The organism is Ruminococcus sp. CAG:330, from assembly GCF_000437175.1.
Taxonomy (GTDB): Bacteria; Bacillota; Clostridia; order Oscillospirales; family Ruminococcaceae; genus Ruminococcus_C.
Window position 1 is genome coordinate 40,867 of the sequence record NZ_FR898089.1, and the last position, 14,399, is coordinate 55,265.

The following is a 14,399-nucleotide window of genomic DNA, read 5'->3' on the forward strand; positions in this document are numbered from 1 at the left end:
AAGTGACGATAAAAAACAAAAGCAAGGAGAAAACTATGCCTACGATCAATGAAAATTTTCTGAAGCTGGAAAAAAACTATTTGTTTATCAACATCGCAAAGAAAGTAAATGCATTTCTGGCAGAAAATCCGGATGCATCTCTGATTCGGATGGGAATCGGTGATGTTACACTGCCGATTGCGCCGGTTTGCGTAGAGGCAATGAAAAAGGGCGCCGAGGAAATGGGCGTAAAGGAAACCTTCAAGGGATATGAGGACAGCGGCACGGGCTATGACTTTTTGAAAAAGGCAATTGCCGGCTATTACAAGAAATTTGGCGTTTCTCTGGAATTGGATGAGATCCGTGTAAACGACGGCGCAAAGAGCGATTGCGGTAACATCGTCGATATCTTCGGAGACGACAACATCGTCTTGATCACTGATCCGGCTTATCCGGTTTATGTTGACTCAAACAAGATGAACGGCAGAACCATCATTTACGCCGATTCCAATGAGGAAAACGGATTTGCAGCAATGCCGGATCCTGCTGTACATGCAGATCTTATCTATCTGTGCTCTCCGAACAATCCCACTGGTTCTGCATACACCAGAGATCAGCTGAAAGAATGGATCGATTACGCAAAGAAAAATCAGGCAATTATCATATTTGACGCTGCTTATGAGGCATTCATCACAGATCCGGACGTTCCGCACAGCATCTATGAAATCGACGGTGCAAAGGACTGTGCCATTGAAATGTGCTCTCTGTCCAAAACCGCCGGATTCACCGGCATGCGCTGCGGTTACACCATTGTTCCGCAAGCACTGCATGTCATTGCATCCGACGGCACAGATGTCAGCATCGCACAGATCTGGGGCAGACGGCAGGGAAGCAAGTTCAACGGCGTTTCTTATCCGGTACAGTGCGCAGCTGCCGCTGTTTTCACAGACGAGGGACTGAAGCAGATTCATAAAAACATTGCATACTACCAGGAAAATGCTGCAATCATTGCAAAGACCATGGATGAACTGGGAATCCAGTACACCGGCGGAAAGAATTCGCCCTATATCTGGCTCAAGTGCCCGAATCAGATGTCCAGCTGGGAATTCTTTGACTACCTGCTGCATCAGATTGCTGTTGTCGGCACGCCGGGCGAGGGCTTTGGCAAGAACGGTGAGGGCTGGTTCCGCTTGACCGCATTTGGCGATCGTGACAAGACCATTGAGGCAATGCAGCGCATGAAGCAGCTGCTTCAAAAGTAAAAACAAAGGAGTTACACAAAAATGAGAGCAGTAATCACAGTAATTGGTAAGGATAACGTCGGCATTCTGCACAAGGTAAGCGGCGTTTGCGCAGAATATCACGCAAATGTTCTGGAAGTAACACAGAGTGTATTGCAGGATATGTTTGCCATGATCATGATGGTAGACATCACCGATATGACCACAGATTTCACCAAACTCAGCGATAAGTTGACTACACTGGGAACGGATCTCGGTCTGTCCATCCACACCATGCATGAAGACATTTTCAATGCAATGCACCGCATTTAATCAAAAGCAGGAGAAATCAGAAATATGAATAGTACATTGTTTAATGTAGGGGATATTCTCGAAACCATCCGCATGATTCAGGATGAGTGCTTGGATATTCGAACCACTACCATGGGAATTTCTCTGCTGGATTGTATCGATCCCGATATCAATAAGGCTTGCGATAAAGTCTATGACAAAATCACACGCAAAGCAGAAAAGCTGGTAGAGACTGGTGAAAAAATTGAAAAGGAATACGGCATTCCGATCATCAACAAGCGTATTGCTGTTACACCGATTGCAATGCTCGCTGCTGCATGCCCGAAGGATAGCCCGGTAAAGTTTGCAAAGGCTTTGCAGCGTGCTGCGGAAACCTGCGGTGTCAACTTTGTCGGCGGATATTCCGCACTGGTACACAAGGGATTCAGTGCCGGCGATCTGGAACTGATTCGTTCCATTCCGGAAGCACTGGATGTAACAACCCGTCTGTGCTCTTCCGTCAATGTCGGCTCTACCAGAAGCGGTATTAACATGGATGCTGTCCGCATTATGGGCGACATCGTTTTGGAATCTGCAAAGCTGACCGCTGACCGCCAGTGCGTTGGTCCTTCGAAGCTTGTTATCTTCTGCAACGCACCAGAGGACAACCCGTTCATGGCTGGTGCTTTCCATGGCGTCGGCGAACCGGATTGTGTTATCAATGTCGGCGTTTCTGGTCCGGGTGTTGTTCGTTCCACTATTTCGAAATATCCGGATGCCACCATCGATCAGCTGGCAGATATCATCAAAAAGACTGCGTTCAAGATCACCCGTATGGGTCAGCTGGTTGGCGCAAAGGCTTCGAAGATGCTGGGCGTTCCGTTTGGAATTGTCGATCTGTCTTTGGCACCGACACCTGCTGTTGGCGATAGTGTTGCGCACATTCTAGAGGCAATGGGTCTGGAAACTTGCGGTACACACGGCACCACCGCTGCATTGGCACTGCTGAACGATGCCGTCAAGAAGGGCGGAGTTATGGCATCCTCCAATGTTGGCGGTCTTTCCGGCGCATTTATTCCGGTTTCTGAGGACGCTGGAATGATTGACGCTGCGGTAGACGGCACACTGACACTGACCAAACTGGAAGCTATGACTTCGGTATGCTCTGTTGGTCTGGATATGATTGCTGTTCCGGGTGACATTCCTGCCTCCACAATTTCTGCAATCATTGCAGATGAGATGGCAATCGGCATGGTGAACAACAAGACAACTGCAGTACGTCTGATTCCTGCCATCGGCTTGAAGGAAGGCGATATGCTGGAATTCGGTGGTCTGTTCGGAAGTGCTCCGGTTATGCCGGTAAAGGAAAAATCCGCAGAGAAGTTTATCTCCCGTGGAGGAAGAATTCCTGCACCGATGCACAGTATCAAGAACTAATGACGAAACAATTGTTACAAACAGATCTGCTTGTAATCGGCGGCGGAGCCTCTGGTCTCGCCGCCGCAATTGCAGCCAAACGAATTTGCGGCGATCGGTTTTCCGTTTGTATTGCGGAACAAAACCCACGAGTTGGAAAAAAAATTCTTGTGACCGGAAACGGAAGATGCAACCTCGGAAACACATCCAAAGATTATGCTGCGTATCATGGTTCTTTGACTGCTGTTTTACCGGAATTTCTATCACAAACACTTTCCTCAAAAGAATTCTTTCAAACTATGGGGCTATACTGTCGTGAAGAAACCGATGGCCGATTATATCCGCACAGCAATCAGGCATCTTCTGTCCTGGATACACTTCGTTTGACAACAGAAGCGTTTGGAATTTCTGTATGTTGCAACTGCCACATCACTGGAATACAGCAAAAACAGCATACGTTTTTCGTACAAACTTCAGATGGCACAATAATAGCCAAAGCGGTGATTGTCGCTACAGGCGGATTTGCTGCGCCAAAAACCGGTTCTGATGGAAACGCTATGAAATGGCTCTCTGTACTTGGGCATCATGAAACCAATCTTTCTCCGGCACTTGTTGCTTTTCAGGCAGAGCCTAAATTGCTCCGTACACTAAAAGGCATTCGAATTTCTGCGACAGTTTCTGCACTCGACGCACAGGAAAATATCATAGGAAAAGAAAGCGGGGAAGTGCAGTTTACTGAAAATGCATTGTCCGGTATTTGTATTATGAACTTGTCTGCACGCCTATCCAGTGAAAATCCAACCGCTCTTTCGCTGAACTTGCTGTCGCATCAAACGTCATCTCAAACACAGGCGATGTTGTGGGAATTGTACTCAATTCGCACGCAGTGGCGGACAGAGGACTGGTTAACCGGTTTGTTTCCAAAAAAAGTTGGCATACAATTACTTCGTTCCTGTAAAATTCCAACGGATATTCCAGTCTATCAAGTCACACCTTTCCAATTAGAACGGCTCTCCCAGATGTGTCATGATTGGCGGTTTCCTGTCATTTCAAGAGGAAACTGGCAAAATGCACAGGTAACGGCGGGCGGAATCCCACTGGAACAGCTTCGAAAAAACTCGTTGGAATCCAAGTGGATCTCCGGATTATTTTTTTCCGGGGAAATCCTAGATCTTCACGGAGAATGCGGGGGATATAATCTCAATTGGGCATGGTGTTCTGGACAATATGCCGGTATGGAGGCTGCTGCCTATTTAAAAAATACGCTTGAAAGGATGGTGTAACTTTCCGTGATTAAATTGATGAATCTCACTATGCCGATTTCTTATACCAAAGCGGACCTAGAGCGTGCAGCGGCAAAGCGGCTTCGCATCTCAGAAAGTGAAATCCTGCACTGCCAATACCTCAAAAAATCCATCGATGCTCGAAAAAAGCCTAAAATTTCTGTTGTATTAACACTAATTCTTTGTGTCAAATCAGAGGAGCATGTGCTAAAAAAATTAGCAGGGGATCGGGATGTCCAACCATACACCGAATACCATTATGATTTTCCGATTTGCGATACAACTATCGCCAAACGGCCAGTAGTTGTCGGATTTGGCCCAGCTGGAATGTTTGCTGCACTGATTCTTGCCAAAGCAGGACTCAAACCCATTGTGTTGGAGCGTGGTTCCTGCGTAGAAGATCGGCAAAAGGCGGTAGCGCAATTTCGAACGACTGGTCAGTTGAATCCGGAATGCAATATTCAATTCGGCGAAGGCGGTGCTGGAACATTTTCTGATGGGAAGCTGACAACTGGAATCAAAGACTCCCGAATTCGTTTTGTGCTGGAAACTTTTGTTGCATGCGGGGCACCGGAAGAAATTCTATATTTGGCGAAACCGCACATCGGAACGGACAAGCTCGTGCATGTTGTCAAGCAGCTCCGAGAAACCATTCAAAAATATGGTGGGGAAGTCCTGTTCAATGCAAAAGTGGAGCAGATTCTAAGAACTAACAGCCGTGTATCCTCATTAGTCTATCGGCAGAATGGAACACAACACGAGATTTTCTGCCAAGACTGTATCCTCGCCGTCGGACACAGTGCAAGAGAGATGTTTTCATTTTTATATCAGGAAAACATCGCACTGACGCAAAAGAATTTCGCAATTGGCGTGAGAATTGAACATCCACAGGAATTAATTGACATGGCAATGTACGGAAGAGAAACTAGACCTGCTGAACTGCCGCCAGCAGATTATAAGCTGGCAGTTCACCTTCCGAATGGACACAGTCTGTACACATTCTGCATGTGTCCAGGCGGGGAAGTGGTTGCTGCGTCTTCGGAACCGGGACATCTTGTGGTCAATGGCATGAGCAATTATGCCAGAAATGGGAAAAATGCCAATAGTGCTTTACTCGTTGGAATTACGCCAGCAGAATTACAGGATGCGCATCCTCTGGCAGGTGTAAAATTTCAAGAAAAGCTGGAAACTGCGGCATTTTTTGCCGGCGGTGGCAACTACAATGCACCTGTTTGCTGTGTTGGGGATTTTCTCAAAAATCGGATTTCCAGCCAGTTTGGAACAGTTCATCCGACTTATTTGCCGGGTGTAAAATTTGCAGCATTGGACGATTATTTACCAAAAGTAATTACAGAAACATTAAGACTTGGAATTCCTGCAATGGACAAAAAGATTGCCGGATTTGCAACGCCGGACGCTGTATTAACTGGAATTGAAAGTCGAAGTTCTTCACCTGTACGAATTGTTCGTAATGAATCTTGTGAGTCTGTCTCGCTCCACGGATTGTATCCCTGCGGAGAGGGAGCCGGCTACGCAGGAGGAATTACGTCGGCAGCAGTTGATGGAATTCGATGTGCAGAATTTTTGTGCAAAAAGCATCAAAAATCATAGCGCTCAAAAAAATGTATGGAGAGGGGATGCCAAAAATCTCCGATTTCTAATTGCACCAAATACAAATTTGGTGCAATTGCGGATTCCAAATTAGAAGGGAGGTAGTTTATCATGGAAATTGACCGCACACAATGCCCTGATTATTTTTTGGATTATATTCTCTACATCACTGTTACGAAGTCACTCTCCAGCCGCACTGTACAGGAATATTATCTGGACATCCGCATGTTTCTCAAATATCTGCGTATGATGCAGGATCCAAATTATCAGAACACAGACGATTTGCAGCAGATCCCGATTCGGGATATTCCAATCTCTATGTTGGAAAATGTCAAATTACAGGATTTATACAACTTCTTGTACTATGTAACAGAAGAACGTGAGAATCATGATCGTGCACGTGGCAGAAAGGTTTCTGCCCTCCGCAGTTTCTTTGGGTATTTGTGTAATCACCAAAACATCATTGCACACGACCCTACAGAGCGTTTAGAATTACCCTCTCCCAAAAAGGCACTTCCTCGATATCTCACATTGGAAGAAAGCCAGCATTTGCTGCAATCTATCGATACGGCATACCCGGAACGTGACTATTGCATTCTTACGATCTTTCTAAACTGCGGGATTCGTCTGAGTGAACTGGTTGGCTTAAATGTTTCTGACATTAACTGGAAAGAAGCAAAAATGCGTGTCCTTGGAAAAGGCAGCAAAGAACGTATGGTATACTTAAACGATGCATGTATGGACGCTTTGGACGCCTATTTTAAAGTTCGAGATCTTCCGCCAGAATCGCAGGAAAAGGCTGTTTTTCTAAGCAAGCGCCACAAACGAATCAGCAAACGCCGTGTACAGCAAATCGTTGAAAATGCGCTATTCCAAGCTGATTTGGATGGCCGTGGATATTCAACGCATAAACTGCGTCACACGGCTGCAACGCTTATGTACCAATACGGAAATGTAGATGCATTAACATTAAAGGAAATTTTAGGACATTCCAGTACATCTACCACTGAAATTTATACTCACCTATCTAATCAAATTCTCAAACACGCCACGGAGAGTTCCCCGCTCGCACACTTTGAAAAGAAAAAAAATACCGTTTCGTCTTTGGATGGGCAACAAGATGATGATGCATCTTCCTCTGATAAATCTGACAATTCCTGAAACTCCTGAAACAAACGAAAAACAGCCGATTCAAAGTTTTGAATCGGCTGTTGGTTTTCTATGAGAAATCACCTATTCCCAAGTGTACTTTGTCAAATTCCCTTCCGTTGACAAATTCGGATATTCCCATTGCCGCAAAACTTCATATGCTGCGATGGCAACTGAATTCGAAAGATTCAAACTTCGCAATGTTTTTCGCATGGGAATTCGCACGCAAGTATCCGGATTGTGATACAGCAGCGTTTCATCCAAGCCGCGGTCTTCCCTTCCAAACACCAGATATACCGGTTTCTCCTGCGAATACGCAACATCACTGTGAATATGCTTTCCTTTGGTTGTGAAATAATAATACATACCATTCGGATTTTTCAGAAAAAAATCCCCGATATCCTGATAATATGTGATATCCAGTTTATCCCAATAGTCAAGACCAGCACGCTTGAGCTGCTTATCTGTTACAACAAATCCAAGCGGTTCCACAAGATGCAATCTTGCACCAGTGACTGCACAAGTTCTGGAGATATTCCCCGTGTTCTGCGGAATCTGCGGTTCTACCAGAACAATATTCAATTGTGGTGTCATATTGCTCTCCCTCCTTTCCGTTTATCATGCATAAAATACTGACTTTCCGCAAATACTAGAATTGTAACAGGAATCCGCAAAAAGCGGCTGTTCAGAAAGGAGGCCTCCCTTTATGACCATTAAGTCTATTGTTCGTGGAGTAACCGTTGGTGCAACTGTTGGAACTGTCTGCTATATGATGTCAAAGGCAACATCCAGACAGAAGCACGACATCAAGAAAAATGCCGGAAAAGCAGTAAAGGCTGCTGGCTGTGTGCTGGACGATATCACATCTCTGATGTGGTAGTCACATTCTTTCGATACCCAAGATAACTTTCCAAAATAATTGTGGCAGCGACTGCATCGACAACTGCTTTTCGTTTCTTCCCACGTGTGTTTGTCACATTCAAATAAGAATGCGCCGACACAGTCGTACAGCGTTCGTCCCACAATTCAACCGGAAGATTCGTTAATTTCTGTAATCCATCTGCAAAGAGCCGGCATAGTTCGGCTCTTTCGCCTATGGTGCCATTCATATTTTTTGGAAATCCAACAACAATCATCTGTGCACGATGCTCTTTTGCAGCATCTGCCACCTTTTCCATACAGCGGTCAAAATCATGCTCAGAGATCACACCAATGGGAGAAGCCAGCATTTCTCCTTTGTCGCAAATTGCCAAACCTGTGCGAGCATCCCCAAAATCTACACCTAAAATAATCATGCGACTCTCCTACCACGGCTGTACAGTTCCAATAATTTCGTGAACATCTGCAATCTGATGAGCATCCAGCCATTCTTCCATCTCCTGAATGATATGAACCGGTGCATACGGATCTGTGAAAATTGCAGCGCCAACCTGAACTGCCGATGCACCAGCCATCATCATTTCAATGGCATCCGCCCCACTGGAAACACCACCCATACCAATAATCGGAATCGAAACTGCCTGCGAAACCTGCCATACCATGCGAACTGCCAGCGGAAATACAGCCGGTCCAGACATACCGCCAACATTATTCTTCAGAATCGGCCGGCGATTTTCGATATTGATGCGCATTCCAAGGAGCGTGTTGATCAGAGAAACCGAATCTGCGCCAGCGCTCTCCACTGCCTTTGCAATCTCCGTAATGCTGGTGACATTGGGAGAAAGCTTGACAATCAACGGCTTTTTCGTTGCTTTCCGAACAGCTGCAGTAATCGCTTCCGCACTCTCGCAGTGTACACCAAAAGCAGCACCGCCTTTTTTGACATTCGGACAGGAGATGTTCAGTTCAATCATATGAACATCTGTCTGATCCAGTTTTTCCGCAATGGATACACACTCTTCAATTGTAGAGCCAGCGATATTTGCCAGAATCACAGTATCCTTGGTCAAAAGATTTGGCAGTTCCCGTTCCAAAAACGCATCAATTCCGGGATTCTGCAATCCAACTGAATTCAGCATACCCCCTGTGGTTTCTGCAATACGAGGTGCCGGATTTCCAGGACGAGGCTGTCCTGTTGTTCCTTTAGTTGCAATACCGCCGAGCAGAGAAAGCGAAAACAACTGCTCATACTCTCTTCCATATCCGAATACGCCAGATGCCGGAATAATCGGATTTTTCAATGTTACGCCTGCAACTTCAACCGATAAATTTGCCATTTACCAAATAACCTCCTCTGCACGAAATACCGGGCCATCTTTGCAAACATGACCCATCACAGGTTTCCCCTCTCGCTCCAACTCACAAGCACATACCAGGCAAGCACCGATTCCACAGCCCATGCGTTCCTCCATGGATACTTCGCAAGGCACGCCGGATTTTTTTGCCACGGCAGCAACAAACTTTAGCATCGGACGAGGTCCACAGGCATACACCATATCCGTCTTCTTGTCCGCAAGGATTTCTTTCAACGGTTCTGTCACCAACGCATGCCGGCCAGCCGTGCCATCATCTGTACATAAAATGGGATTTGCACCGCTTTCCTGAAATTCTTTTTGGAGAGTCACAATTCCAGCGGTGCGATAACCGCAAATTGCGGTAGCTCGTTCCCCATAATACTGTGCCAATGTGAGCATCGGCGGATTACCGATACCGCCACCTACCAGAACAACATGCTTTGCCTCCGGCAAAATGGTAAATCCATGGCCAAGCGGGCCAAGAACATCCATAGTTTCTCCCGGACGAAGTGATGCGATTTTTTGCGTGCCATTTCCCTTTACTTCAAAAACAATGGTCAGCGTTCCGTTTTCTTTGTTGATCTCACAAATAGAAATGGGACGGCGCAGGGTAAATCCCAACGGAAGAATATGCACAAACTGCCCCGGTACTGCTGTTGCTGCCAACGACGGACAGTGCAAAATAATTCGGAAAATATGCGCTGCAAGTGCCTCTTGTTTCAATATGGGTGCCTGCATCTGTTGATATGCCATATCAAGCATCTCCTTTCAGTATCATTGATCAAAAATGGCGGGNNAAAAAGGGCGGGCGGAAGAAACTCCTGCCCGCCATGGGAATCCAATGGAAACAATATCAATTAGATTTTTGTGATGTCAATCATTTCAACGTCATCAATGCTGCGTCCGGATTCCAAAACATTTGCCAGTGCAGAGGCCGTATCGATTGCAGTCAGGCAGCAGATGGAACGCTCTACAGACTTCCGGCGCATCTTTACGCTATCTCTTGCCGGCAGACGTCCTTTTTCGGAGGTGGAAATCATATAGTGAATCTTCCCGCTCTCCAAAAGCGTAATGGTATTTGGTTCGCCGTCCGAAATCTTTTTTACCAGATTGGTAGCGATCATGTTGTGATTCAAAACCGCAGCCGTTCCACTGGTGCCATAGAGTTCGAATCCCATCCGTGCGAACTTATCTGCAATTGCGATGATTTCCTGCTTGTCGCTATCCCGAACGGAAATCAGCACGCCGCCTTCCTTTTTCAGGTCATATCCGGCAGCAATCAAACCCTTCAGAAGTGCATCCTCCAGATTGGTGGCAATGCCAAGGCACTCACCCGTGGACTTCATCTCCGGACCAAGCATAGTATCTACATCCTGAAGCTTTTCGAAGCTGAATACCGGTACCTTAACCGCAACATACTTCCCCTTCGGATGCAAACCCGGCTGATAACCGAGGCTTTTCAGCGTTTCACCAAGCATGATCTTGGTTGCAATATCTACCATAGGAATGCCAGTCACCTTACTGATATACGGTACCGTACGAGAGGAACGAGGATTTACTTCGATGACATACACTTCATTGTTATAGACTACATACTGAATGTTAATCAAACCAACTGCGTGCAGTTCCTTTGCCAAAAGGCCAGTGTATCTTACAATAGTATCTGTTACCGTTTCACTCAGATTCTGCGCCGGATAGATCGAAATGGAGTCGCCAGAGTGCACGCCTGCACGCTCTACGTGTTCCATGATTCCGGGAATCAGATAATCGGTGCCATCACAAATTGCATCGACTTCCACCTCGGTACCCATCATATACTTATCGATCAGAACTGGATTTTCAATCATATGACTTGTAATAATCGCCATATACTCTACGATATCCTTGTCTGAGTGCGCAATGATCATATTCTGACCACCGAGGACGTAAGACGGACGCATCAATACCGGATAACCCAGATCGTTCGCTGCCTTTAATGCCTCTTCGGTTGTCATAACAGTTTCGCCGGCCGGACGAGGGATACTGCATCTGCCAAGGAGTTCATCAAAACGTTCTCTGTCCTCTGCAGCGTCAATGTCATCCGCAGAAGTACCGAGGATACGAACACCCATATCTGCCAGATACCGAGTCAGCTTGATTGCAGTTTGTCCGCCAAACTGTACCACAACACCATACGGATTTTCTGTGTTGATGATATTGGCAACGTCTTCCTTGGTCAGCGGGTCGAAATACAGGCGGTCGCCGGTATCAAAGTCCGTGGAAACCGTTTCCGGATTGTTGTTGCAAATGATTGCCTCGCAGCCCATTTCTTTCAGTGTCCATACGCAGTGTACCGAGCAATAGTCGAACTCAATACCCTGACCAATTCGAATTGGGCCGGAACCAAATACGATAATTTTCTTCTTGTCGCTGTTCTGACGTTCAATGAATTCCTTTGCTTCATTTTCATCGTCATATGTGGAGTAGAAATACGGTGTTTCTGCCTTAAATTCTCCGGCGCAGGTATCAACCATCTTGTAAACTGCATGGCGATGCATTGGGCATTTCTTGCCGGAAATCCGTTCAATGGTGCCATCCAGATAACCGTACTGCTTTGCCAGCAGATAAAGATCTTCTGTCAGCGGTTTTTCTGCCATTTCCCGCTCCAGTTCAATCAGATTCATCAGCTTATTCAGGAACCAGCAGTCAACCATGGTCAGCTCGTGAAGTTCTTCAACGGTTTTGCCACGCTTCATTGCCTCGTACAACTGGAATGCACGCTCGTCATCTACGACCTGGAGCCGCTCCATGATCTCATCCAAAGACATCTTCTCGTACTTTTTCATGTTCATGGAATCCACACCAAGCTCAGTCGAACGAACTGCCTTCATGATGGCTTCTTCAAAAGTCGTACCAATTGCCATAACTTCACCGGTTGCCTTCATCTGTGTGCCAAGGGTACGCTTTGCATAGACAAACTTATCAAACGCCCACTTCGGATACTTGACAACAACATAGTCCAGTGCCGGCTCAAAGCATGCGTAGGTCTTACCAGTTACCTGATTAACGATCTCATCCAGCGTATAACCAACGGCAATTCTCGCTGCAACCTTTGCAATCGGATAACCAGTTGCCTTGGAAGCCAGTGCGGAAGAACGAGATACACGGGGATTTACCTCAATGACAGCATATTCCATGCTGGTCGGATGCAGGGCAAACTGGCAGTTGCATCCACCCTCTACCTTCAGCTCCGAAATGATATTGATGGCAGCAGTACGGAGCATCTGATATTCCCGATCTGTTAATGTAACTGTCGGTGCAATAACGATACTATCACCTGTATGCACACCAACCGGATCAAAATTTTCCATAGAGCAAACTGTGATAACGTTACCCTTTCTGTCACGAATTACCTCGAACTCGATTTCTTTCCAACCGCTGATGCACTTTTCAATCAGAACCTGTGTAATCGGAGAAAGGCGAAGACCATTCTTGGTGATGTCACGCAGCATTTCTTCGTTATCTGCAATACCGCCGCCAGTTCCGCCCAGTGTGAATGCCGGACGTACAATTACCGGATAACCAATCACTTCTGCAAATGCAACTGCATCATCAATGGTTTCAACCACCTTAGACGGAATGCAGGGCTGGTTGATCTTTTCCATGGTATCCTTGAATGCCTGACGATCTTCTGCCTTGTGAATGGTCAGCGGATCTGCGCCCAGCAGCTTTACGCCGTTTTCTTCCAGAAATCCCTCTGCAGCAAGCTGCATGGACAGAGTCAATCCAGTCTGTCCGCCCATTGTAGAGAGCAGGCTGTCCGGCTTTTCAATCTGAATGATTTTCTTGACAACGTCCAGTGTCAGCGGTTCGATGTACACCTTATCTGCCATTGCCTTATCCGTCATGATGGTAGCCGGATTGGAATTGATCAGAACGACTTCCAAGCCCTCCTGTTTCAATGCACGACATGCCTGTGTACCTGCATAGTCAAACTCCGCTGCCTGTCCGATAATGATCGGACCGGAGCCGATGACAAGAACCTTTTTGATATCATTTCTTAATGGCATAGTGCACCCTTCTCCTTTTCCATAACAGAAATAAATTCATCGAACAAATAAACCGTATCTAAAGGACCACCGTGTGCTTCCGGATGGAACTGTACAGTGAAAGCATTAATTTTCTTATAGCGAATGCCCTCACAAGTCTGGTCATTTGCATTGATGTGTGAAACCTCACCAATCTCCGGATCCAGGCTCTCCCCTACGACTGCATAACCATGGTTCTGGCTGGTAACGTAGGTACGGTGGCTTGCCAGATCAATGACAGGCTGGTTGGCACCACGGTGACCATACTTCAGCTTTTCGGTAACGCAGCCCTGAGAAAGTGCCAGCAGCTGGTGACCCAGACAAATGCCGAAAATCGGAATGCCCAGCGCAGCAATCTCACGAACATTCTGGATAATCTCCTGATTTTCAGAGGGATCTCCAGGGCCATTGGAAAGCATAATGCCATCCGGTGCAATTTCCCGCAATTCCTTTGCCGTAGTCTGTGCCGGGACAACTACAACCTCACATCCACGCTTTACCAGCTCATTCCGAATGTTTCTCTTGTAGCCAAAATCATAGAGTGCGACCTTATACTTCGGTGTTTCATCTCCGCAATAAGTGCGGATCTCTGTTCCAGTAACCGAAACAATTGCATTCTTGATCTCATAGGCACGAATCTGTTCCAGAAGTTCTTCTTTCTTCGAAAACGGATCTTCTGTGGTAATCATACCATTCATGACACCAACTTCACGGATGATGCGTGTCAGCTTTCTTGTGTCAATGTTGTAGATACCGACAATATTCTGTTCCTTCAGAAATTCATCAATGTTTCCTTCCATTCGGAAGTTCGACGGTGTATCGCACCATTCACGGACAATATATCCGCCAATGTACGACTGTGCAGATTCGCTGTCTGCCTGATTCACGCCATAGTTGCCAATCAGCGGAAAAGTCTGTGTGACAAGCTGACCGTAATAACTCGGATCCGTCAAGGTCTCCTGATAAGCAGTCATACCAGTTGTAAATACAACTTCTCCCAATGCCGTTCCTTTTACACCAAAATGCAGCCCTTCAAAAATTGTTCCGTCTGCCAAAAGGAGATAGGCTTTATCGCCACGTTCCAATAAAGACATGACACCAGTCCTTTCTGTTATATTCTCGTTTTTGCCATTCTATTTTACGCAGTCC

The 14,399-nt window shown here is 46.3% G+C and carries 13 protein-coding genes; 7 read left to right on the forward strand and 6 right to left on the reverse strand.

The annotated features are described in order from the left end of the window. Positions 1 to 35: 35 nt before the first annotated feature. The 6 genes from QZL66_RS10405 to QZL66_RS10430 all read left to right on the forward strand — a co-directional run bounded on the left by QZL66_RS10405 (position 36) and on the right by QZL66_RS10430 (position 6,961). The gene (locus QZL66_RS10405; RefSeq protein ID WP_022411655.1) at positions 36 to 1,241 is read left to right on the forward strand and encodes an LL-diaminopimelate aminotransferase; all 1,206 of its coding nucleotides are present in this window, start codon (positions 36 to 38) and stop codon (positions 1,239 to 1,241) included. Between the two features lie 21 nt (positions 1,242 to 1,262). Continuing rightward, a complete protein-coding gene (locus tag QZL66_RS10410) occupies positions 1,263 to 1,532 on the forward strand; it encodes an ACT domain-containing protein (RefSeq protein WP_022411656.1) in 270 nt (89 codons plus the stop codon). A 36-nt stretch (positions 1,533 to 1,568) separates the two neighbouring features. Next, positions 1,569 to 2,927 carry a PFL family protein gene (locus QZL66_RS10415; RefSeq protein ID WP_293615128.1) on the forward strand — a complete coding sequence of 453 codons (1,359 nt, stop codon included), beginning with the start codon at positions 1,569 to 1,571 and terminating at the stop codon, positions 2,925 to 2,927. Next, positions 2,927 to 4,189, forward strand: a complete 1,263-nt coding sequence (locus QZL66_RS10420) for an aminoacetone oxidase family FAD-binding enzyme (protein WP_022411658.1) — start codon at positions 2,927 to 2,929, stop codon at positions 4,187 to 4,189. The genes QZL66_RS10415 and QZL66_RS10420 overlap by 1 nt, the downstream gene beginning before the upstream one ends. Positions 4,190 to 4,195: 6 nt before the next feature. After that, positions 4,196 to 5,800, forward strand: coding sequence for an NAD(P)/FAD-dependent oxidoreductase (locus tag QZL66_RS10425; protein WP_022411659.1), 1,605 nt, complete (start codon positions 4,196 to 4,198; stop codon positions 5,798 to 5,800). Positions 5,801 to 5,911: 111 nt separating this feature from the next. After that, positions 5,912 to 6,961, forward strand: a complete 1,050-nt coding sequence (locus QZL66_RS10430) for a tyrosine-type recombinase/integrase (protein WP_022411660.1) — start codon at positions 5,912 to 5,914, stop codon at positions 6,959 to 6,961. 72 nt (positions 6,962 to 7,033) lie between these two features. Here the strand turns inward: QZL66_RS10430 and QZL66_RS10435 are convergent, their stop codons facing one another. Further along, on the reverse strand, positions 7,034 to 7,543 hold the full coding sequence (locus QZL66_RS10435) for a tRNA (cytidine(34)-2'-O)-methyltransferase (RefSeq protein ID WP_022411661.1): 510 nt from the start codon (positions 7,541 to 7,543) through the stop codon (positions 7,034 to 7,036). A 112-nt stretch (positions 7,544 to 7,655) separates the two neighbouring features. On the opposite strand from QZL66_RS10435, the gene QZL66_RS10440 reads away from it, so the two are divergent. Continuing rightward, on the forward strand, positions 7,656 to 7,829 hold the full coding sequence (locus tag QZL66_RS10440; protein ID WP_022411662.1) for a hypothetical protein: 174 nt from the start codon (positions 7,656 to 7,658) through the stop codon (positions 7,827 to 7,829). On the opposite strand, the gene ruvX is transcribed toward QZL66_RS10440, so the two are convergent. From ruvX to QZL66_RS10465, 5 genes are all read right to left on the reverse strand, one after another. Continuing rightward, positions 7,810 to 8,244, reverse strand: coding sequence for a Holliday junction resolvase RuvX (gene ruvX, locus QZL66_RS10445; RefSeq protein WP_022411663.1), 435 nt, complete (start codon positions 8,242 to 8,244; stop codon positions 7,810 to 7,812). The two genes, QZL66_RS10440 and ruvX, sit on opposite strands and share 20 nt — an antisense overlap. Positions 8,245 to 8,253: 9 nt before the next feature. Next, positions 8,254 to 9,165 carry a dihydroorotate dehydrogenase gene (locus QZL66_RS10450; RefSeq protein ID WP_022411664.1) on the reverse strand — a complete coding sequence of 304 codons (912 nt, stop codon included), beginning with the start codon at positions 9,163 to 9,165 and terminating at the stop codon, positions 8,254 to 8,256. Next, complete coding sequence (locus QZL66_RS10455; RefSeq protein ID WP_022411665.1) at positions 9,166 to 9,936, reverse strand: dihydroorotate dehydrogenase electron transfer subunit; 771 nt, start codon at positions 9,934 to 9,936, stop codon at positions 9,166 to 9,168. Positions 9,937 to 10,040: 104 nt separating this feature from the next. Then, the gene (carB, locus tag QZL66_RS10460) at positions 10,041 to 13,232 is read right to left on the reverse strand and encodes a carbamoyl-phosphate synthase large subunit (RefSeq protein ID WP_022411666.1); all 3,192 of its coding nucleotides are present in this window, start codon (positions 13,230 to 13,232) and stop codon (positions 10,041 to 10,043) included. After that, positions 13,223 to 14,344 carry a carbamoyl phosphate synthase small subunit gene (locus QZL66_RS10465; RefSeq protein WP_022411667.1) on the reverse strand — a complete coding sequence of 374 codons (1,122 nt, stop codon included), beginning with the start codon at positions 14,342 to 14,344 and terminating at the stop codon, positions 13,223 to 13,225. The genes carB and QZL66_RS10465 overlap by 10 nt, the downstream gene beginning before the upstream one ends. Positions 14,345 to 14,399 lie beyond the last annotated feature (55 nt).

What these genes read in the sequence shown, in the direction of transcription:
- QZL66_RS10405 (WP_022411655.1), top strand. Translation starts at nt 36, where the DNA reads ATGCCTACGATCAATGAAAATTTTCTGAAGCTGGAAAAAAACTATTTG.
- carB (WP_022411666.1), bottom strand. Translation starts at nt 13,232, where the DNA reads ATGCCATTAAGAAATGATATCAAAAAGGTTCTTGTCATCGGCTCCGGT.
- QZL66_RS10450 (WP_022411664.1), bottom strand. Translation starts at nt 9,165, where the DNA reads ATGGCAAATTTATCGGTTGAAGTTGCAGGCGTAACATTGAAAAATCCG.
- QZL66_RS10455 (WP_022411665.1), bottom strand. Translation starts at nt 9,936, where the DNA reads ATGGCATATCAACAGATGCAGGCACCCATATTGAAACAAGAGGCACTT.
- QZL66_RS10420 (WP_022411658.1), top strand. Translation starts at nt 2,927, where the DNA reads ATGACGAAACAATTGTTACAAACAGATCTGCTTGTAATCGGCGGCGGA.
- QZL66_RS10465 (WP_022411667.1), bottom strand. Translation starts at nt 14,344, where the DNA reads ATGTCTTTATTGGAACGTGGCGATAAAGCCTATCTCCTTTTGGCAGAC.
- ruvX (WP_022411663.1), bottom strand. Translation starts at nt 8,244, where the DNA reads ATGATTATTTTAGGTGTAGATTTTGGGGATGCTCGCACAGGTTTGGCA.
- QZL66_RS10435 (WP_022411661.1), bottom strand. Translation starts at nt 7,543, where the DNA reads ATGACACCACAATTGAATATTGTTCTGGTAGAACCGCAGATTCCGCAG.
- QZL66_RS10430 (WP_022411660.1), top strand. Translation starts at nt 5,912, where the DNA reads ATGGAAATTGACCGCACACAATGCCCTGATTATTTTTTGGATTATATT.
- QZL66_RS10410 (WP_022411656.1), top strand. Translation starts at nt 1,263, where the DNA reads ATGAGAGCAGTAATCACAGTAATTGGTAAGGATAACGTCGGCATTCTG.
- QZL66_RS10440 (WP_022411662.1), top strand. Translation starts at nt 7,656, where the DNA reads ATGACCATTAAGTCTATTGTTCGTGGAGTAACCGTTGGTGCAACTGTT.